Source organism: Bacillus sp. FG16 (assembly GCF_057809515.1).
The window spans coordinates 28985-48840 of the sequence record NZ_JBMDKC010000020.1 but is presented as its reverse complement, the minus strand read 5'-3'; the positions used below and the strand labels follow the sequence as shown (position 1 = coordinate 48840).

General features: G+C 33.2%; 16 protein-coding genes and 1 pseudogene. 12 read left to right on the top strand and 5 right to left on the bottom strand.

Going from position 1 to position 19856, the window contains the following annotated elements; translation table 11 throughout:
* The first annotated feature begins 41 nt into the window (after positions 1 to 41).
* From helD to ACODS7_RS10060, 3 genes are all read left to right on the top strand, one after another.
* Positions 42 to 2348, top strand: a complete 2307-nt coding sequence (helD, locus tag ACODS7_RS10070) for an RNA polymerase recycling motor HelD (protein ID WP_243168355.1) — start codon at positions 42 to 44, stop codon at positions 2346 to 2348.
* Positions 2349 to 2945 carry a hypothetical protein gene (locus ACODS7_RS10065; RefSeq protein WP_016080765.1) on the top strand — a complete coding sequence of 199 codons (597 nt, stop codon included), beginning with the start codon at positions 2349 to 2351 and terminating at the stop codon, positions 2943 to 2945.
* Between the two features lie 368 nt (positions 2946 to 3313).
* Complete coding sequence (locus ACODS7_RS10060) at positions 3314 to 4258, top strand: glycerophosphodiester phosphodiesterase (RefSeq protein WP_048564523.1); 945 nt, start codon at positions 3314 to 3316, stop codon at positions 4256 to 4258.
* A gap of 38 nt (positions 4259 to 4296) precedes the next feature.
* Here ACODS7_RS10060 and ACODS7_RS10055 read toward each other — a convergent pair whose 3' ends face one another.
* Positions 4297 to 4806, bottom strand: a complete 510-nt coding sequence (locus ACODS7_RS10055; protein ID WP_098629685.1) for a DUF3916 domain-containing protein — start codon at positions 4804 to 4806, stop codon at positions 4297 to 4299.
* Positions 4799 to 5650 (bottom strand): LysR family transcriptional regulator, encoded by an 852-nt coding sequence (locus ACODS7_RS10050; RefSeq protein ID WP_098137848.1) that lies wholly within the window; start codon positions 5648 to 5650, stop codon positions 4799 to 4801. The genes ACODS7_RS10055 and ACODS7_RS10050 overlap by 8 nt, the downstream gene beginning before the upstream one ends.
* Before the next feature lie 86 nt (positions 5651 to 5736).
* On the opposite strand from ACODS7_RS10050, the gene ACODS7_RS10045 reads away from it, so the two are divergent.
* Positions 5737 to 6966 carry an MFS transporter gene (locus tag ACODS7_RS10045; RefSeq protein WP_048564526.1) on the top strand — a complete coding sequence of 410 codons (1230 nt, stop codon included), beginning with the start codon at positions 5737 to 5739 and terminating at the stop codon, positions 6964 to 6966.
* Between the two features lie 110 nt (positions 6967 to 7076).
* Here ACODS7_RS10045 and ACODS7_RS10040 read toward each other — a convergent pair whose 3' ends face one another.
* Complete coding sequence (locus ACODS7_RS10040) at positions 7077 to 7307, bottom strand: hypothetical protein (protein WP_016080770.1); 231 nt, start codon at positions 7305 to 7307, stop codon at positions 7077 to 7079.
* Between the two features lie 257 nt (positions 7308 to 7564).
* Here ACODS7_RS10040 and ACODS7_RS10035 point away from each other — a divergent pair, with 257 nt between their 5' ends.
* The 8 genes from ACODS7_RS10035 (at position 7565) to ACODS7_RS10000 (ending at position 16936) form a co-directional block, all read left to right on the top strand.
* Positions 7565 to 8692: a serine hydrolase domain-containing protein gene (locus ACODS7_RS10035; protein WP_029442921.1), complete on the top strand. Its 1128-nt coding sequence runs from the start codon at positions 7565 to 7567 to the stop codon at positions 8690 to 8692.
* A gap of 338 nt (positions 8693 to 9030) precedes the next feature.
* On the top strand, positions 9031 to 10188 hold the full coding sequence (locus tag ACODS7_RS10030) for an agmatine deiminase family protein (protein WP_016080772.1): 1158 nt from the start codon (positions 9031 to 9033) through the stop codon (positions 10186 to 10188).
* A gap of 167 nt (positions 10189 to 10355) precedes the next feature.
* Complete coding sequence (gene psiE / locus ACODS7_RS10025; protein ID WP_000916570.1) at positions 10356 to 10772, top strand: phosphate-starvation-inducible protein PsiE; 417 nt, start codon at positions 10356 to 10358, stop codon at positions 10770 to 10772.
* A 180-nt stretch (positions 10773 to 10952) separates the two neighbouring features.
* On the top strand, positions 10953 to 11885 hold the full coding sequence (locus ACODS7_RS10020) for a bestrophin family protein (protein WP_098629684.1): 933 nt from the start codon (positions 10953 to 10955) through the stop codon (positions 11883 to 11885).
* A gap of 231 nt (positions 11886 to 12116) precedes the next feature.
* A complete protein-coding gene (locus ACODS7_RS10015) occupies positions 12117 to 13094 on the top strand; it encodes an agmatine deiminase family protein (protein ID WP_088114165.1) in 978 nt (325 codons plus the stop codon).
* A 42-nt stretch (positions 13095 to 13136) separates the two neighbouring features.
* The gene (locus ACODS7_RS10010; protein WP_016080775.1) at positions 13137 to 13958 is read left to right on the top strand and encodes a MerR family transcriptional regulator; all 822 of its coding nucleotides are present in this window, start codon (positions 13137 to 13139) and stop codon (positions 13956 to 13958) included.
* A gap of 81 nt (positions 13959 to 14039) precedes the next feature.
* A complete protein-coding gene (locus tag ACODS7_RS10005; RefSeq protein WP_088114166.1) occupies positions 14040 to 15782 on the top strand; it encodes an amidohydrolase in 1743 nt (580 codons plus the stop codon).
* A gap of 107 nt (positions 15783 to 15889) precedes the next feature.
* Positions 15890 to 16936, top strand: coding sequence for an agmatine deiminase family protein (locus ACODS7_RS10000; protein ID WP_088114167.1), 1047 nt, complete (start codon positions 15890 to 15892; stop codon positions 16934 to 16936).
* Positions 16937 to 16983: 47 nt separating this feature from the next.
* On the opposite strand, the gene pepF is transcribed toward ACODS7_RS10000, so the two are convergent.
* Together pepF and ACODS7_RS09990 are read right to left on the bottom strand one after the other, a co-directional pair.
* Positions 16984 to 18771: an oligoendopeptidase F gene (pepF, locus tag ACODS7_RS09995; protein ID WP_098629683.1), complete on the bottom strand. Its 1788-nt coding sequence runs from the start codon at positions 18769 to 18771 to the stop codon at positions 16984 to 16986.
* 117 nt (positions 18772 to 18888) lie between these two features.
* Positions 18889 to 19679, bottom strand: a pseudogene (locus ACODS7_RS09990) (arylamine N-acetyltransferase family protein).
* Positions 19680 to 19856 lie beyond the last annotated feature (177 nt).

Sequence of the window (19856 nt, the reverse complement as noted above, 5' to 3'; positions counted from 1 at the left end):
ATCATATAAGGCTTTCAAATAGTATGAGAAGGGGAGATTATATGAGTCATTATAAAGAAGAGCAACAACGTGTCAATGTAGTCATTGAAAAAGTAGATGAAGAACTGAAAGAGCTTGATGTCCGAGTTGGATCGGTGAAGTCTGAAATTGTTAGTATTAGAAAAAACTTTTGGGAAGATGTAAAAGTAAATATAGATAATATTAAAGAAGCGGTTGAAACGGCGGCGAGTATTAGGCAAGAGGCAGAAGTTCTTGCTGAAAGAGAACATACACATCGTCATACGAAAAATGAATATAACCTTTTAACGAAAATAAAAGAAACGCCGTATTTTGGGCGGATTGATTTTAAAGAAGATGCTGAAGCGGATACCGATGAAATGTATATTGGTATCGGCTCTTTTTATGATAAAGAAAGTGATGAGTTTTTAGTATATGATTGGCGGGCACCTATTTCGAGTCTTTATTATGATTACACTTTAGGAAGGGCACAGTATAAAGCGCCTATTGGTACGATTTCAGGCGATTTGCTTCTAAAACGTCAATACATGATTCGAAACGGAACGATTCAAAGTATGTTTGATACAGGTGTGACGATAGGTGATGAATTATTACAAGAAGTACTTGGACGCAATGCAAGTGAACAAATGAAAAGTATTGTAGCGACAATACAAAGGGAACAAAATCAAATTATTCGAAATGATAAAAGTGATGTGTTAATTGTGCAAGGGACTGCTGGGAGTGGGAAAACTTCAGCAGCACTGCAGCGTGTTGCTTATTTATTGTATCGTTACCGCGGGATAGTTCATGCGGATCAAATTTTACTGTTTTCTCCGAATGAGTTGTTCAATAGTTATATCGCGAATGTTTTACCAGAGCTTGGGGAAGAGAATATGCAACAAACGACTTTCCAATCGTATGTGGAACATATGATTGGAAAAAGCTTTACTGTAGAAGATTCATTCGCGCAGTTAGAATACGTTTTAACGAAAAAGCATGAAAGTACGTATGAAACTAGAGTGAAAGGAATTCGGTATAAATCCTCAGTTGAATTTATGGGACTACTTGAGAAGTACGCGAGAAGCTTAAGTGAAAAAGGTTTACACTTTCATGATGTTACATGTAAAGGTGAAGTGCTCATAGAGGCAAAATCCATATGTGAATATTTTTATAGTTTAGATATTTCTATTGCTATACCGAATCGAATGCAACTTACAATGGAATGGATTCTTCAGAAGTTACATGAATTTGAAAAGATAGAAGCGAAAAAAGATTGGGTGGAACGAGAAATTCAGTATTTAAATAAAGAAGATTACAATCGCTTATATGAAAAATTAGAGAAAGATAATCAATTTGATTATTATGAGAAGGAACATGAGCTATTAACGAAATATGTAGTGAAGAAACATTTTCGTTCGATACGTAGAAAGGTGAAAAAATATGCTTTTATAAATCATACTGCGATTTTTGAGCAGTTATTTGAAAGCATTCAGAAAGATCTTTTCGTACCAAATTGTTGGGAAGATATATGTAAGCAAACGGTGAAGCGTTTGAAGAACAAACAACTAGCAAATGAAGATGCTACGCCGTATTTGTTTTTAAAAGAATTACTGGAAGGGTTTAAAACGAATCATCTTGTGAAGTTTGTATTCGTTGATGAAATGCAAGATTATACACCTTTTCAATTAGTATTTTTAAAACGACTATTTCCGAAGGCGAGATGGACGTTACTTGGTGATTGTAATCAAAATATTTTCTCTCATGATCTTAATAGAGAGAACAATATCGTCTCCACATTATTTGCAGATCGTGAGGTAGAAATAGTCCAGCTTAACCGTAGTTATCGATCGACAAAACCGATAATTGAATTTACAAAGTGTATGATTTCAAATGGAAATGATATTGAAGCTTTTAACAGGGATGGTAAGAAGCCCGTTTATATACAAGTAAGTGATGAACGAGAGCGTGTAGAGAATATGGTGCTTAAGGTGAAAGAGTTAAAAGAAAAAGAACATAAAACAATTGCAATCATTTGTAAAACAAATGAAGAATGTATGAAAGTGATAGGGCTAATAGGGGATACATTACATGCCCATCTTATGCAACAAGAGAATACAACTTATGAGAAAGGCGTTGTTGTTATTCCAGCTTATTTGGCGAAAGGGATAGAGTTTGATGCTGTTATTATATTTGATGCTTCTAAATCCAGCTACTATAGAGAGTCTGAACGCAATTTGTTTTACACAGCATGTACGAGGGCTATGCATGAATTATATGTATATTATGCTGGAGAACTAACGGAATTCCTGACGCATGTTACAGAAAAATTATATATAAGGGAGAAATGTTAGATGACGAATCAATATAATATTTTTCAAAATTGTAGTAAGGAAGTTGCGTTGGTATTACCAATTCCGAAGTATGTAAAATTAGTACGGGAACATAATGAATTACGTGACGGTGTGAATGTTGCCATTCAGCGTTATCAAGCAGAGGAGCCGTTACATTACGGCGGTGCTCACATTACAATTATTACTTCTCAAAATGGTAAGCGTTTATTAAGCTATACGAGTATGATGCCGGTATACGCTAATACATTACCTCATAAAGATGAGGCGGAAAAAATAGCGATGGATGTAATGGAAAAGGTTGATCAACAATATGCAAGTGGTTTAACTTTACTACGCATAGAAAAACAAACGAGACAGTATAAAGAGGAAAGAGAAATTGTTACTTTCCCTGTTTTGTGGGTGAAAATGATGCATCATAACGGCAGTTTCAACTGGGTAACAATTGGCGGAGAAGGACAAATCATTGAATTTGAGCGCGAAGTACGCTGGGATTATATGATGAGCCGCCGTCAGACAGAAATGTGGTATTACGATGATTGGGTATTGGCGCGTACGGGGAAAGGGCCACAATTAATGGCGCCAGCTGCTTTAGCGTAAAGATTATCTCTTAAAATAATATTCACAAATTTCAATAGGTTTGATATGATTAAATTCGACAAGTTAATAGAGGCCGGAGATATTTGAGAAAAGCCATAAATTTATTTAAGGATACAGGAGTGTATTCTAAATAATTTATGGCTTTTTTTATTGAATGAACCGTGCATAATAGGGAGTTACATGTGAAAAGGAGGGCTATAGAGATTAAATAGGATAATACTAGTATTCTATATTAAATAATATAGAGAAAGTATAATTGTAAGATTGGAATTTTAATATAGGTTTATAAAAATAATGAAAGTATGTTTTCTATTTCGTGTAAATCTCATTAGCTTGTTGAAATTTGCAACGTAGGAAGGGTTTGAAGGATGAGAAAAATTATTAGCGTATTAGTTATTTTCTTTACGATGGGAAGCATCTTTGCTGGGGGAGCTGTTCATGCAAAGTCAGAAGGAAAGCATGAGTGGAATACGAATAAGTTTTTAAATATTGCACATCGCGGAGCAAGTGGACATGCACCTGAGCATACTTTTGCTTCTTATGATTTAGTGAAAAAAATGAAAGCGGATTATTTAGAGTTAGATATTCAATTAACAAAGGATGGTCAATTAATTGCAATGCATGATACAGCAGTTGATCGCACTACAAATGGAACAGGCGAAGTACGTGATAAAACGTTAAGCGAAATAAAGAGTTTAGATGCTGGATCATGGTTTAATAAAGCGTATCCAGAAAAGGCTAAGCAAGAGTATGTTGGGCAAAAGGTTCCAACTCTTGAAGAAATCTTCCAAAAGTATGGAAGAAGTATGAAGTATTATATTGAAACAAAATCACCAGATGTGTATCCAGGAATGGAAGAGAAATTGTTGGCGTTGTTACAAAAATATAATTTAGTAGGTCAAAACATGTCTTCTAGCCGTGTTATGATTCAATCATTTAGTAAAGATAGTTTGAAAAAGATTCATAGTATGAATGAAAATATTCCGTTAGTTCAATTGCTTTGGTATTATCCAAATGAAAACAATGAAATTGTCGAATGGTCTGGCATTACACATGAACCGAAAAGTGTAACAAATGATGATTTTCAAGAAATTAAAAAGTATGCAGCTGGTATTGGACCAAATTTACGTAATGATAACGGAGAACTAATTATTGATGAGGCATATATGAAAATGGCTAGGAAAAATGGACTGTTAATTCACCCTTATACAATTAATGAGAAACCAGATATGAGACTGTTAATCAAATGGGGTGCTACAGGAATGTTTACAAATTATCCGGATCGATTACATAGTGTATTGAAGGAAAAATAAGTGGAAAAGGGTATACCAGTGTTTTAGGTATACCCTTTTTAATTTAATTCCCCGATAAACAGAATCTCTTTTTCATAGCATTCATCTTCATCATAAATAATTTCTTGAAAGTGAAGCGTTTTGAAGGAATGACAAACTGACATTTCCCATGTCTCCCCAAAATCAATTTCATTTGAAAGAAGAATCCATTTTTGAAATTCACTATTTCTATTAAAGAAATTATGAAAGTAGTCCTCATTTTTAAATATAATGATTTGCGAATCCCACAAATTATTTATAGAAATCAAAACAACAACTCGATATGTATGTGTATTGCTCGGTTTCATATTTATTAAATGATTTGCTTGATTTAATAAGGTTTGAATACATAATCGCTTTACTTTTCTAGGTGTTTTACGAGAGTCAATAAAAGCTTGCGAAACTGGCAATAGTATATTCCAATATTCATCGTTATAGAAAGTAGAAGGGAACGTTTTTGCATGTTCCTCAATTCGCTTTATCATAGTGTTTGTTTTTCGTTTCATACCACGTATTTTCTTTTCACGCATTGAGAGTCATCTCCATAAATTTTTGTAATGCAGCAGAGTGATATATATCTTTTCTAGTAATAAAAGTAGTAGGAACTTTTTTGAAGCTATTTGGCAAAGGATTGAATGATATGTCATGTTTATGACCATTTAAAATAGACTTCATCATAATTGCTACGCCCATACCTGATTTTACACATGCGAGTATCGCTTCAATTGTTCCAAACTCTAATACTCGTTTAGGTGAAATTCCTTCTTCTTGAAGCCAATTTTCTAATAAATTTCTATAATAGCACCCGTGACTAAATGCAAGTAAATTCATGTCTCCTATGTCTTTAAAGGAAGATAAAGGCTTTTTGCTAATGAGAACTAATTCTTCTTCACGAAATATATTTGTATGAAGTTCAGCATGCTGAGTAGAGCCAGCTATAAACGCTCCGTCCAGTTTTCGTTCTATTACAAACCTAATCAATTGTTCCGTCGTATTTGATTCTAAAATCAATTCGACTTTTGGGTATTTCTCATAATAGGCTGTTAATATAGATGGAAGTCTTACAGCAGTTGTAGATTCTGTACATCCAATTTTTAAAGTGCCCCTTGGTTCGATCCCATTACTTTGAACTGCTTTAACAGATTCATCCATTAAGTGGATAATTTGTTTAGCGTATGTTAATAAAATCTCACCGTTAGAAGTTAAAGTTACACCTTTTCCGTTTCGGTAAAATAAAGGCACACCTAATTCGTTTTCTAGTTGTTTCATACGCATTGTTACGCCAGACTGTACGTAGTTTAAATTTTTAGCTGCGTGAGATATGTTTTTTTCTTTCGCAACTTCGTAAAATACAGTTAAATCTTTTATATCCAAGTATCATCCCTCCATAAAAGGTATCATTTTTTTTGATGGATTACATGATAAATCTTTATTTTATATGATATCAGAACTTTCATACAATGGAAGGGGATGGAGGGATTATTGTGTTGATGGAAGAAAGGGTGAATAGTACTTATAAGTGGGTTATGTTAATTTTAGCGACAGTTGCTCAAACAACAGCGACCCTTATAACGTATGGTGTTGGAGCATTTGCTTTATTTTGGAAAGAAGAATATGCACTTACGAATACGGAGGGTGGATTGTTAGTAAGTGTTGTAAATATAGGACCGCTATTTTGTATGCTTTTTGTTGGGCGGCTACTTGATCAATACAATGAAAAGTTGTTAATTTCGATAAGTTCATTTTTACTAGGAGGTTCGTTTTTACTGACTAATATGGTCAACGGATTTAATGGGTTACTCTTTGTACTTTTATTAGTAGGAACATTTTATAGTGTTTCGCAGCCAGGAGGAAGTAAGGTGATAATGAAGTGGTTCCGAAAAGAAAATCGTGGGTTAGCGATAGGGATTAGACAAGCTGGTATACCGATTGGTGGCACGTTAGCGGGAGTATTAATCCCGTTTCTTACAATAAAATATAATATGGCTTATGCGGTAAATAGTATTGCATGCATTTGTATAATTGGAGGGTTTTTATTTTTTATATTTTATAAGGAACCATATATTCAGGAGAAAGTTAAACAAGAACGTATTAAACTTTCTTTTTGGATGCAGTTAAAAGAAGTGATGTGTAAAAAAGAGTTGTATGCAATTTATATAACTGGTATTTGTATGATTTCATTGCAAATGGTGTTAGTAGGACATTTTATAAAATTTTTAGTAACGGAACAATCAATTACACCAATTTTAGCCGGAAAAGTATTTTCCGTTATGTTCTTTTCTGGAATGGTTGGTAGGGTTATATTAGCAGCTACTAGTGATTTGTTTTATAAGGGGAATCGGCGGACCCCTTTATTTATAACTGTTTGTATTTCTATTTTCTTCATTCTAATATTAGTAATGAGCATACATACAATAACGAATGTATTGTATGGTGTAAGTGCATTGTTAGGGTTCTTTTCAATTGGATGGTTTAGTCTTTTTATAGCTGAAGTTTCAGAATCAGCAAGTGAAGAATCGGTAGGGATGACAGTGAGTTTTGCACTTACATTAAATCAAATTGCCATTATTGTTGCGCCTGCTTTATTTGGTTATATTGTAGATAAGAAGGGATATACGTACGCGTGGTTATGCATAGTTGTATTACTAACTATTTCAGCGGTTAGCTTATATAGGAAGTATAGAAAATGAAGGAATGTTAGCAATGTAAATTTTTTATGAAGAAAGTCTAAAGAAATGTTGAATGAGCGACATTTCTTTTTTTATTTGTTGTATAATCAAAATGTAAATGAGATTCGTTTTCAATTTCGTTCATTACCTCTTTTGAAATTACCTGTAATTTTAGCCATAATTAGCTGTTTTTCTTTATCGTTATTTGCATGATTTATTTTATTTAAAAATTTTTCAGCATCATTTCCTTTTAATGTCATAATTTGTTTTCCGTAATATTCAATTGATACCATGTTGTTTTTTGTTATCCGATAATGAAACATCTTATCATCTAAACGATTGCGTTTATCGGTATTTTTCATATTACATCTCCATTCTTTTTAGTATACAACAAATGTTACAAAAGAATTTGAAATTATAGTGTAATGCATCCGATTGTATGTTGGAAATTTTGCAAGAAAGAAATACAATAGAGAGTAGTAAAAATTGAAAATGAGAAAAAGGAATCTAGTTTTAACAGAGTGAATATTAAATAATATTATAATATACTTGATAATTAAAAGATATAAAATAGAATGGATCTACGTTAAGTGAAACTAGATAAAAGAGGGTTCCTAGTATGTTAAAGAAATGGTTAATCGTTTTCTTTATTTTTGCTGTTTTTTGTGGAAGTGTTGTTACACTAATACATGCAAATAAAGGAAAAAAATATGATGCAAAGGCATTTTCTAATGTAAATAGTAAGCAAAAAGATGTTAAGCAGGAAGTTGATGCGAATGAGAAAAAGCGTTATGAAATTGCAGCTGGAAAACTAGATCAGTACTTAAAAGATAAAGGATTTAATGGGAGTGTTCTTGTAGCAAGTAAAGATCATGTCATTTTACGAAAAGGCTACGGTTATGCGAATGTGAAAGATCAAGTATTAACGACGCCAAGAACGAAATATCGCATTGGGTCTATTACGAAAACAGTAGTTGCAATATCTATTATGCAACTAAAAGAAAAAGGGAAGTTGAACATTGAAGACAATGTAAATAAATATATCCCATCGTTTCCGGCAGATAAAAACATTACGTTACGAAACTTGTTAACACATACGTCTGGATTACCAGAACAGGGACAAGGTAGTGTTGACGCAGCATCACGGTTAAAATTAGTAACATGGATTGGGGCACAAACGTTACAATTTCCAGCAGGGACAGGATGGAAATATACAGATTATAATTATATGGTGCTTGCATATATTGTAGAAAAAATATCGAATAAACCACTTGCTGAATATGTGAAAGAAAATATTTTGACTCCTGTTGAAATGCATGAATCTGGAATGGGCGCAACACTCCCAGAAGATATTTTCTTAGCAGAAGGGTATACGAAAAAAGATAATAAGTTAATAGCCACGCCTCGCTTAAAAATGAACTGGCTGTATGGTTGTGGTGAAATGTATACGACTGTTGAAGATATGAAAAAGTTAGATGAAGCTATTATGGATGGTAAACTACTTTCTAAACAAAGTGTATCAGATATGTTTTCTGCATCACCTGCAAGAAAATATGGATTTAGTTTCTATATTTACCCAGATTATTATCATAACCACGGTGTATTAGCTGGCTGGAATACTTTTAATAATTTTAACTGGGATAAACGAACGTTTGTCATATTATTTTCTAACGTCCAAAATGGTATGAATGATGCATTTAATCAAGAATTTAGGAAAATGGCGAATGATTTAATAGAAGGAAAATAATTATAAAAAATCGGTATTGATATGTAATTATCAATACCGATTTTTTTATTTTGTAAAGTTTTACTTACTGAATAAAGTGAAACTTTAATCAGTGGGGTGTGTTCATCTCCCACCTAACTTCTTTGCTTCCGCTGAATTTTGAGGTGGGGGTCTTACTGCCCATAAATAGCGGGATAAATAGGTAAAAAAGGTGATTGGCATTTGAATAAATCTAAATAGGTAGTTAAATGATAAGTAATGCAAAGAACAATTGGTAATTTTTACATTGATAAAAAAGCTTGAGCTTCACACTATGTGAAGCTTTACATTATTGGAGACAAGAACAGGAGGTTGAAAAAATGAAAAAGGCAATAAAGTTTTGTTTAATAGCTACATTATCTACAACGATTATTAGTGGATGCTCTTTTGAGGGTAACAATGAAAATGTTAAAGGGAAAGAAGGAGAAAAAGTAGAGGTACAGAAAAATGCTGGGAAATATACGATGCCAGATGAAAAAGATAAACATGAAGGTACATGGCTGCAATGGCCACATGAGTACACATATGGCGAAGAGTATAAGCAGGAAGTTGAACCTATTTGGGTTAAGATGGCAAGTGCTTTAACTGAGGGTGAGAAAGTCCACATTGTTGCATATGACCAGGAAGAAAAAGAAAGAATCAATAAGCTTTTAACAGATGAAGGGTTAAATATGGAGAAGATTGATTTCTTTATCGCGCCTACTGATGATGTATGGGCAAGGGACAGTGGACCAATTTTTGTTTATGACAGCAACAAAAATCTCAAAATATTAGATCCAGCATTTAATGGTTGGGGGAAGAAGACACCTTATAAAAATGATGCTCAAATACGTAAGAATGTTAGTAAGCAATCAGGAATTGAAAGAATTGATTGGGGAAAATTTGTCCTTGAAGGCGGCGCGATTGAATTAGACAGCAATGGGACTGCGTTATTAACTCGAAGTGCAGTAACGAATAAAAATAGAAATCCTGATTTATCAGAAAAGGAAATTGAAAAATATATAAGTGATCTTGGGGTATCAAACTTTATTTGGTTAGATGGAGTACCTAATTTAGATATTACGGACTTTCATATTGATGGATTTGCTAAATTCCATAATAAATCTACCATTGTAACGATGAAAGAAGATGACCTAGCTGAATGGGGTTTATCCAATAAAGATATGGATACATTGTTAGATGCCAAAAATGCTTCAGGACAGAAATATAAGTATGAATACTTGCCGCTTAGTAAAGAAAAGGTTGCTTTAGAGAATGGAAAAACTCTCGATTATAAGGGATCGTATATCAATTATTATATTGGGAATACAGTTGTATTAGTGCCTAATTATAATGATCCGAATGATAAAATCGCAAACGATACGATTCAGAAGTTATACCCAGATCGTAAAGTAGTCGGTATTGATGTGAGAGAGTTGTATAAAAACGGCGGTATGATTCATTGTGTGACACAACAACAACCAATTGCATTGAAGTAATTAATTGTAATTTCGTTGTGCTGCTATATAGACAAAATAGGTGAAATCTTATCTTTACCTATTTTGTCGTTCCTTATTATTTGTAAAAATAAAAATTAAATATAATGATAATTGAATTGTAGTGTATGTTCGCTTTTCGTTTTATATGGTAAAGGAGAAAAATGTTTGTGTTAAAGAATTTTAAAATAGTGTTTTCGTATTTCCCTATCGTTTTACAGTACATTCTAAATGTAGCTTTAATTTGCTTAGGGGTTGTTCTAAGTGTATTTCTTATGAAAGAAGTCATTCAGTTTATACAAGAACTGAAATTGGATGGTAATGAATCTAGTTATCATTTAATTGATAGTATCGTCGTATTCTTTCTGTACTTCGAATTCATCGTAATGATTATAAAGTATTTTCAAATGAATTTTCATTTTCCATTACGATATTTTATATATATAGGTATAACAGCTATTGTTCGTCTTATTATTATAGATCACGATAGTCCGTTAGATTTATTGTTATATGCCTGTGCAATCTTTGTATTAATTAGTGCGTTGTTCATTGCGAATTCTAAAATGATGCGTCGGGATTTAGAATAGTGAACATTTGTTGTTGAATTAAATAAGATATTTTATCTTTTTGAAAAAAGGAGTAACAGTATTGAAAGAAATAATCTTAACCAGCCTCATAATGATAGGATTTATGATTCTATTATTTAATTGTATACTTTCATGATTTAAAAGAATAAAAGGTTAATAGAGAAAGAGGTTTTTGTAAATATGGTTCATTACAATAATCAAAATAGTTTACATCAAATATTTACATTAAAAGGGACAATTATAAGAGATATTTTCCCGCAAATCGTATTATATACGTGTATTTCAACGATAGTAGCTGTGATTAATTATTACTATACAGAAATAAATATAAATCAGACTCCCTGGGTAATCGTCGGAGGAGCTTTAGGATTACTATTAGTGTTTCGTACGAATACTGCCTATGATCGGTACTGGGAAGGTAGAAAGCTGTTTGGCACGATTGGTGCTTGTACTAGAAATTTAGCAATTAGTTTTTTGTGTCATTGGGATTCTAAAGGGAAGAGTATGGAGCAGGAAAAAATACAATTTTTACATCTATTAATTGCATTTCCAAAGTTAGCGAAAGGACACTTGAGAGAGGAAAAAGATTTATCTGAAGTGAAATCATTGCTTGCTGTCTGTTCTGAGAAGGAAAAAGCATTTTTGGTTGAGTCCAATCATTTACCGATTAGTATAGTTTTTATGTTAAAAACTATACTATCAAAAGGTTTGAAAACGGGGCAAATTCATCCAAATGCGATAATTAGTATGGAAACGGATTTGAATACGTTACTTACATCTGTGGGGGGATGTGATCGTATCAAAACAACACCTATTCCTTTTGCATATTTTGCTCATATAAAAATTTTATTGATTATATTTTGTGCGACTTTACCGATTGGTCTTGTTGATAGTCTCGGATGGTTTACAGTACTTGCGACTACGTTTATAAGTTTTGCATTCATAGGTATTGAAGCAATAGGGGTTGAAATTGAAGATCCCTTTGGTCAGGATCCAAATGATCTTCCGCTAGAAGGAATTTGTATAGGAGTAGAAGCGCATTTAGTGAATCTATATAATCAAAACAATCTATTAGAAGCAATGGGTTTGAATCGTGATAAAAAAATCATTTAATCATTTATTGTTGTTTTAAAATAAGTTATTTAAAAAACTTGTCAAGAGTCAATTTAAGTCTTAACGTCAGCTTTATATTTTTTATATAAATATATAATATTTCTCCATGCTATAATCCATTCATGAAATATACGCGGTTCATGAGTTTTAATGAAAAGAGAAATGAATTGAGGAATAGTTGGCTTTGTGAAAGCAGTTATATAACAATTATTAAAAAGCGAGGTAAATAATATGGAACAAAAACATAATGGCATTATTTTTACTGCAATACCAGACGAATCGAATGAATATTATCAACCATTTTATGAAGACTTGATTTACTTTAATGAATGTTTAAATGAAAAGAAATCAATTGCAGATCAACTTATATCTTTATCTGTTGAAGAACAAGACTTTCATACGAGCTGTTTTGAGTATGATGATATTTGGCTAAGAGATGTTGCACCGGTTGTCACAACTCATCTAGTTAAATTTAAATATAGACCAAATTATTTGCCAGATGATCAGGGGCGATATTTAGATCAACAGTTTAATAAATGGTTGAAAAAGAACGATTTTGAATATGTGAAATCCCCATTAATATTAGATGGTGGTAATCTTATTTGGAATAAAAAAGATACTGTAATATTAACAGAACGTATATTTGATGATAACGATGATTGGACAGAAGAGGAAATTATTGAGCAGTTAGAATGGGATTTAGATGTGAGTCGAGTTATTATTATTCCTGCTGAAGAAGGGGATGTACTAGCACACGCAGACGGAATGGTTAAATTTATTGATGAACATACAATGTTTATTAGTGATTTTTTAGGGGATCATGAATTTAGATATGGTGTTCAAGAGATTATTCAAGAACAAATGCCAGAAGCTGCATTTATAGTTGTTCCTTCATCATATACAGAGAAAGGACAATATGATCAAGAGATAGCATCGGCAAAAGGGTTGTATATAAATATGTTAGAATCATGTGATGCTCTTTATGTTCCTAAGTTTGGACTAGCTAAAGATGAGGAAGTTTTACGATATATTCAACAGTATACGGAGAAGCAAGTTATTCAAATTCATGTAGGAGAAATATCAACAATGGGAGGCGCAATGAATTGTTTAACATGGTATTGTCCAAGTCATTTGTTACCTTCAAAAATGAGAAGATTAAAAAATCAGAATGAAGATTTTTCAATGAAGAAGATTTTTGATTGGTTTTAATAAATAAGTAATGAAAAGAAAATATATTCAAGGAGTATTGATATGTATACCATCGCTGAGTTTTCTCGGATTTGTAAAATGAGTACGCGGATGTTAAGACATTATGACAAAGAGGAGATATTAAAACCGGCATATGTGAATCCGGTTAATGGGTATAGGTATTATGAACAAGGCCAGCTGGAGGTAGCGTTGAAAATCAAAAAGCTAAGGGAGTATAAATTTCCTCTTCCAAAAATTAAAATTGTTTTGCAGTCATCGGATCAAGATTCGTTTGTTCAACATATACAATCACAAATTATCGAGTTGTCTCATGAAGTGAAGCAAAATTTACAGGTTATTTCAGAAATGAATGAAATGGTAAAGGTGAATAGTAGTCTAAATATTGCTCGTCATAGAAATTACGATATATTAATGGGAATGAGGAATGAAGTAACGATAATTACTCAAAGAGTAAAAATAGATATAGATGATATGGATGATTATTTTTATGACTTATATGAAGAGGTACAAAAAAATGATTTTCAAATAGTCGGTTCGCCATCTGCAGTCTTTTATGATGAAGAATATATTCCAAGTAACAGTGATATTGAATTAAGAATCCCGGTTATGCAGGGGAATGATGAAGACGTAGTACAAGAATATGAAATGAAAAAACTAAGTCCACATCAAATCGTTACTACTATGCATTATGGAAGTTACGACTATATAGGTTACGCTTATATAGCGTTAGAAGAATGGGTTGAAAAAAATGGGTATGTAATAGTTAATTCGCCATATGAGGTTTATATAAAGGGACCTGAATGTGATTGTTTAGCAGAAGAGTATGTGACACAAATTTGTTTTTTAGTTACGAAAATAGAATGAGAATAAGGATTGACATTAACATTATGTCAATCCTTATTCTATGTACGAAAGCAATTTATCATAATAAAAAGGAGAAAGAATATGAGAAGAACAATCATGATTATTTGTCTAGTTCTAAGTATGCTATGGATTTCGGCATGTACTTCTAGAGTAGGAGAAGGTGAGGGTGGTAGCGCTGTACTACCTAATCAGTTACCTAAAAGTGTAGTCTTTAAAAATGGTACAATCTATACTTCAAATGAAAAGCAAGATATCGTAGAGGCTGTAGCCGTTAAAGAGGGGAAAATTACATTTGTTGGTTCAAACAAGGATGTAGAGGCATTTATAAATGAAGATACGAAAGTGGTGGATTTACAAGGACGTTTTATCCTCCCTGGTTTTGTGGACAATCATAATCATATATTTGAAGCGAAATCACCAGCAGCAGGAAATTGTAGTGTTTCATCAGATGCTTCTCTGCAAAAACAACGCTCGTATTTAAAGGCTTGTAAAAAAGGGGTGAAAGATGGCGAATGGATAAGTGGAACGGGATTCAGTTTGGAAGAGCTGTTAAAAGATATGGACGAAAAATCAGAACAACAAACCCCATTACAAGTTCTTGATGAGTTATTTCCTAATAATCCAGTATTAATTATGGAAAGAACGTCCCATTCTGTATGGGTTAATTCAAAGGCACTCGAGTTAGCTGGAATAAATAAAGATACGAAAGATCCACAAGGTGGAAGGATTATTCGGGATTCTGAGACAGGAGAACCGTTTGGTATTCTTTATGATACAGCAGGAGATATCGTGATGGAAAAAGCATGGAACTCTCAACCAAATCTCTTTGAAAAAAATTATGAAGGTTTGTTAGACGGTTTAGATGAGGTTGCGAAGAATGGTATTACTACAGTTGGTGATGGACGTCTTTATTGGAAGCGAGGTTGGTTAGACGTTTGGAATAAAGTAAATGACGAAAAAAAGCTAACAACGCGAGTAGTACTTCGTCCATGGGTATATCCAAATTTAAATGAAACAGAACAAATGGAGTATTTCCAAAAAATTAAACGTGATGACCTGTCATCCCGCATGCTTATTAATCAAGTGAAAATGTATAGTGATGGAATTAGTATTAATAGTACTGCAAAAACACTAGAAAAATACAAATTTGAGTGGTTTAAAGGAACCCCGTATGGCTTGAACTATATTCCGGAAGAAAAAATGAAATGGTGGTTAACAGAGCTTAATAAAATTGGTTACGGTGCACTCATTCACACAATTGGTGATGGTGGGGTAAGAGAGAGTTTAAATGCGATTGAAGCAGCGAAAAAAGAAGGCGCAAAACAGCCGTATACACTTACGCATGTGGAAATGGTAGAAGATAGTGATATAGATCGTTTTGCTAAATTAGGTATTAGCGCTGATTTTCAAGTAGGTCATGATTTTGCGGAAGATCCAAAACAAAGCTGGGCAAGTACGTATTTTACAAATCAGCAAATGAAACGAATTATGCCGTTAGGGCGAATTTGGAAAACCGGTGCGAATGTATCACTTAGTAGTGATTGGGATGTAAATGAACTGAATCCGCTTGTGACGATTTCGAATGCATTAAGCATTGATGAAAAGGGTTTGTCTGATGTATACGCAGCTATTGCTGCTTATACAATTAAGCCAGCGAAAGCATTAGGGCTTGATAATATAACTGGCTCGATAGAAGTTGGAAAATCAGCTGATATGATACTACTAAATGAAGATATTACTAAAATGAGTGCCGATCAGATTCCAAATGCGAAAGTATTAGTGACGGTTTTACAAGGAGAAGTAGTGTATCACAAGGCGAAATAAAGAGTCACCTTATAAAGTTGCTACAAGTAAATGAAGATATTCCTGTTGACCTTAACACGATGTCAAAGTATAGACTGTACGTACATTCATATAAGGGGTGAACACGTATGAGAAATATAGAAAATAGTTTGTTTTATATGCCTGCGGAATGGGAGAAACATGAAGGTACATGGCTCCAATGGCCACATGATAAAGCACATAGAGGTGAAGGTTATAGAGCTAAGTTAGATGATATTTGGATATTGATGGCAAAGGAGCTTCACTATGGAGAAAATGTCCATATTGTTGTATGTGATGAAGAAGAGAAAATACATGTCCAATCGAAGTTAATGGAAGCTAATGTAAATATGGATAAAATTGATTTCTTAATTCAAGAAACTGATGATATTTGGATAAGAGATAACGGACCAATCTTTGTAACGGATAAGGAAGGGAATCGCTGCCTAACGCACTGGATATTTAATGGTTGGGGAAATAAATATCCGTACGAAAAAGACGCTAATATTCCGAATAAAATAAGTGAAATGTATCGCATTCCAAAAGTTGAATCTAGTGTCTGTCTAGAGGGCGGGGGAATTGAGATAAACGGAAACGGGACCTTAATGGCGGCGAAAACGTCTATTATAAATAAAAATCGAAATCCCACACTAAGTCAGAAAGAAATTGAAATGGAGTTAACGAAATATTTAGGAGTAACGAATTTTATATGGATAACTGGTATACGCGGAGAAGATAATTATGATGAAGATACGGATTATCATATTGATGGCGCGGCACGGTTTGTAAATGAAAATACGATACTGTATGAATATGAACCTTTCGGTGAAGGAGAGCCATACCTTTTGGAGGCGTACGAAAAGCATTATCAAGAATTGCGACGAGCGAAAAATATAGATGGAAAGCCATTTCAGCTCATTCCAGTACCAGTAACAAGAAAAGTGGTAAAAGAAGCAGACTGTAAGGGTTCATATTTGAATTTTTATATTGGTAATGAAGTCGTATTAGTTCCTGTATATGGCGATGAACATGACAAGTTAGGGCTGCAAATTATTGAAGGTCAGTTTCCAGGAAGAAGAATTGTCGGTATTTATGTGAATGAATTGTATGCGTATGGTGGTATGATTCACTGTGTGACGCAGCAGCATATAGAATAGAGTAATTCAAATGAAAAAGCATGCAGAGCATATACTCTGCATGCTTTTTATAATGCTGAAAACTCCTCAACAAGTTGAGTGAATTGTTTCAATGCACTTTCAATCGGTTCTGGCGTAGTTAAATCAACACCAGCTTTTTTCAATAGGTTTAGTGGATAATCAGAACTTCCACCTTTCAGGAATTCAATATAATTTTTCTGAGCATTCGGATCACCGCTTAATAGTTTATCAGCGATTTGAATGGCAGATGCGAATCCAGTTGCATATTTGTATACGTAAAACGGGCGGTAGAAATGAGGGATTCTAGCCCATCCGTATTTTACTTCTTCATCAAATACAAGTGAATCACCGTTATATTCTTTAAATAGTTTTTCATAAATTTCACTGAAGACTTGTGCATTTAATGGTTTACCTTGTTCCGCCATTTCATGTGTGATTTTTTCAAATTCTGCAAACATAATTTGTGTAAAGAAAGTACCTTTGAATTTTTCAATAAAATGGTTAACTAAATGGTTACGCACGTTCGTTTCTTTTGCTTCTTTTAATAAATAGTGAATTAATAACACTTCATTTACTGTAGAAGCGACTTCTGCCACAAAGATAGAATAATGTGCAGAAATTCTTGGTTGGTATCCATGTGAATAGTGCGTATGCATACCGTGCCCGCATTCATGAGTAAGAGTGAACAGGCTATTTAAATCATCGTGATGATTTAAAAGAATGAAAGGGTGAACACCATATACACCAAAGTTATAAGCACCAGAACGTTTTCCTGGTGTTTCTCTTACGTCTATATATCGTTTATCTTTAAAACTTTTTAATGTCTCAATATATTCTTCTCCTAAAGGAGCTAGTGATGCAATCATAATGTCAAATGCTTCACTATATGGGATGTCTTGTTTTGCACCTTCTACTAAATCGACGCCTAAGTCGTATTGTCTTAGTTCATCTACGTTTAATTTTTCTTTTCGAATTTCATTGTATGTATGTAATGTTTGAATGTTTTTTTTCATTGTATCAATAAGGTTTTCATATACTTCTTTCGGAACCATATCGCCAAATAATGATTTCTCTAGCGCTGATGGATAGTTTCTTAGCTTCGAAACGGTAACATTATTTTTAATAGCAGCGGATAAAGTAGATGCGATGGAATTCTTTAACTGAACATATGGTTTGTAATATGCTTTATAAGCTTCTTTACGCTTTTCACGATTCGTATCTTCTATTAACTTTGCATACATTCCGCGTGTTAAGTTCACTTTTTCTCCATCGTCAGTCGTCACTTCACCAAATAATATATCTGCATTGTTTAACATACCAAATGTGTGCTGTGGAGAAGAAAGAGCTTCACCCATCTGTGATAAAATTTCTTCTTGGTCCTTATTCAATACATGTTTTTTATAACGGTATAATTCAAACAAGTCTTCTTTATAATATTGTAAGCCTTCTGTTTCTTCTATGTAAGAATGTAATGTGCTTTCGTCTATGCTAAGTAAGAAGGGGGAAAAGAAAGATTTAGCTGCACTTACTTTTACGTGTAATTGTGATACTTTATCGACAAGAGATTGCGCGTCAGTATCGCGTGTATCAAGGTCAGATTGTAATCGTGCATAAGCGAACATTAAAGATATTATGCTAGAAATTTCTTCACTCTTCGTTAAATAAGCTAATAAACTATTGCCATCGTGAATATTGCCATTAAACTCGTGTAATTCCTTCGTTAATACTTCAATTTTATGAAAATCACTTTCCCAATCTTCAATTGTATGGTAAATGTCTGTTAAATCCCATTTTTCTATATCAGCTACTTGTAATCGATCTTTAAGTTCTGTCATAATCATTTCCTTTCTAAACATGTAGTTATATTTCTATATAACTATGAAATACAACAAATTGCAAAAAATCCCTGCTGAAAATTGAAAAGCCTTGCTAAAATAACAAGGCTTACATACTTATAGTGTAATTCCGAATTTTGAATGTAAAAGGTTTGTATATTGCATGTCTGTAACGGTTTCTTTCGTTTTTTTACCATTTTTCGCTACTGTAAGGCTATCTTTCGTTAAAGAGGCATGCCCATCTTCAGTTAGTTTTACAATAAGAGGTATTTATTAAAGGGTGACCCTTCATGTTCAACGATAATTTTTTGTGCTGTATTTGCTTTTTCTTCATCCACTTCTTCTATATAAAATGCATAACCTAACGTCCAATCATCAGCAGAAGATTGATCCAAGAACTCATTGTTTTTCCGCATCTCTAAAATGTAGTTTCCCTTTTCGGTCATTTCTTTACGAATACGATAATCTCCTGTAACAGAGTGAATGACTTCACCTGAGAAAGGGACAGGGGCAAGAGGTAAGTATGATCCGAATCCTACTTCAATTAAATAAGATTCATTATGATGTGTTAAAACGGTTGCGATATGGCCAGAATCAACAGCCCATATGGAGTTTGCAGCGTTATAAACTGTTCCTGAAACGAGATGAACATCAAATCCAGCGTCTTTAAGGAAGTAATACATAGTAGGATTGAGTTCATAACAAAGACCGCCACGGTTATTTACTAAAATTTTCTCTTTCAAATTTTCTTTTGATATTTCTTTAAAATTCTTTTCGAGAATATTTAAGTTTTCAAAAGGAACAGTTTGTGCCATTGCGTACATAATGTTAGATAAATCTTCAAATGAAACTGTATCTTTTTCTTCTATATATAATCGTGCGAAAAATTGTTTTTGAAAGTCTGTCATAGAAATCCCTCCGTTATGTTTTTATAGGTAAATTGTAAACAATCTTGAATAGGATGTGAAATTAAAACTACGTTGAATATTTGAAGTGAGATTAAAAAAAATGTGGGAGAGTGAGAGATTGCTACTTTACTAACGGTGGGACGAATATTATAATAATTCTGATAAACTATGCAAACG

What these genes read in the sequence shown, in the direction of transcription:
- helD (WP_243168355.1), top strand. Translation starts at nt 42, where the DNA reads ATGAGTCATTATAAAGAAGAGCAACAACGTGTCAATGTAGTCATTGAA.
- ACODS7_RS10065 (WP_016080765.1), top strand. Translation starts at nt 2,349, where the DNA reads ATGACGAATCAATATAATATTTTTCAAAATTGTAGTAAGGAAGTTGCG.
- ACODS7_RS10060 (WP_048564523.1), top strand. Translation starts at nt 3,314, where the DNA reads ATGAGAAAAATTATTAGCGTATTAGTTATTTTCTTTACGATGGGAAGC.
- ACODS7_RS10055 (WP_098629685.1), bottom strand. Translation starts at nt 4,806, where the DNA reads ATGCGTGAAAAGAAAATACGTGGTATGAAACGAAAAACAAACACTATG.
- ACODS7_RS10045 (WP_048564526.1), top strand. Translation starts at nt 5,737, where the DNA reads ATGGAAGGGGATGGAGGGATTATTGTGTTGATGGAAGAAAGGGTGAAT.
- ACODS7_RS10040 (WP_016080770.1), bottom strand. Translation starts at nt 7,307, where the DNA reads ATGAAAAATACCGATAAACGCAATCGTTTAGATGATAAGATGTTTCAT.
- ACODS7_RS10035 (WP_029442921.1), top strand. Translation starts at nt 7,565, where the DNA reads ATGTTAAAGAAATGGTTAATCGTTTTCTTTATTTTTGCTGTTTTTTGT.
- ACODS7_RS10030 (WP_016080772.1), top strand. Translation starts at nt 9,031, where the DNA reads ATGAAAAAGGCAATAAAGTTTTGTTTAATAGCTACATTATCTACAACG.
- ACODS7_RS10020 (WP_098629684.1), top strand. Translation starts at nt 10,953, where the DNA reads ATGGTTCATTACAATAATCAAAATAGTTTACATCAAATATTTACATTA.
- ACODS7_RS10015 (WP_088114165.1), top strand. Translation starts at nt 12,117, where the DNA reads ATGGAACAAAAACATAATGGCATTATTTTTACTGCAATACCAGACGAA.
- ACODS7_RS10010 (WP_016080775.1), top strand. Translation starts at nt 13,137, where the DNA reads ATGTATACCATCGCTGAGTTTTCTCGGATTTGTAAAATGAGTACGCGG.
- ACODS7_RS10005 (WP_088114166.1), top strand. Translation starts at nt 14,040, where the DNA reads ATGAGAAGAACAATCATGATTATTTGTCTAGTTCTAAGTATGCTATGG.
- ACODS7_RS10000 (WP_088114167.1), top strand. Translation starts at nt 15,890, where the DNA reads ATGAGAAATATAGAAAATAGTTTGTTTTATATGCCTGCGGAATGGGAG.
- pepF (WP_098629683.1), bottom strand. Translation starts at nt 18,771, where the DNA reads ATGACAGAACTTAAAGATCGATTACAAGTAGCTGATATAGAAAAATGG.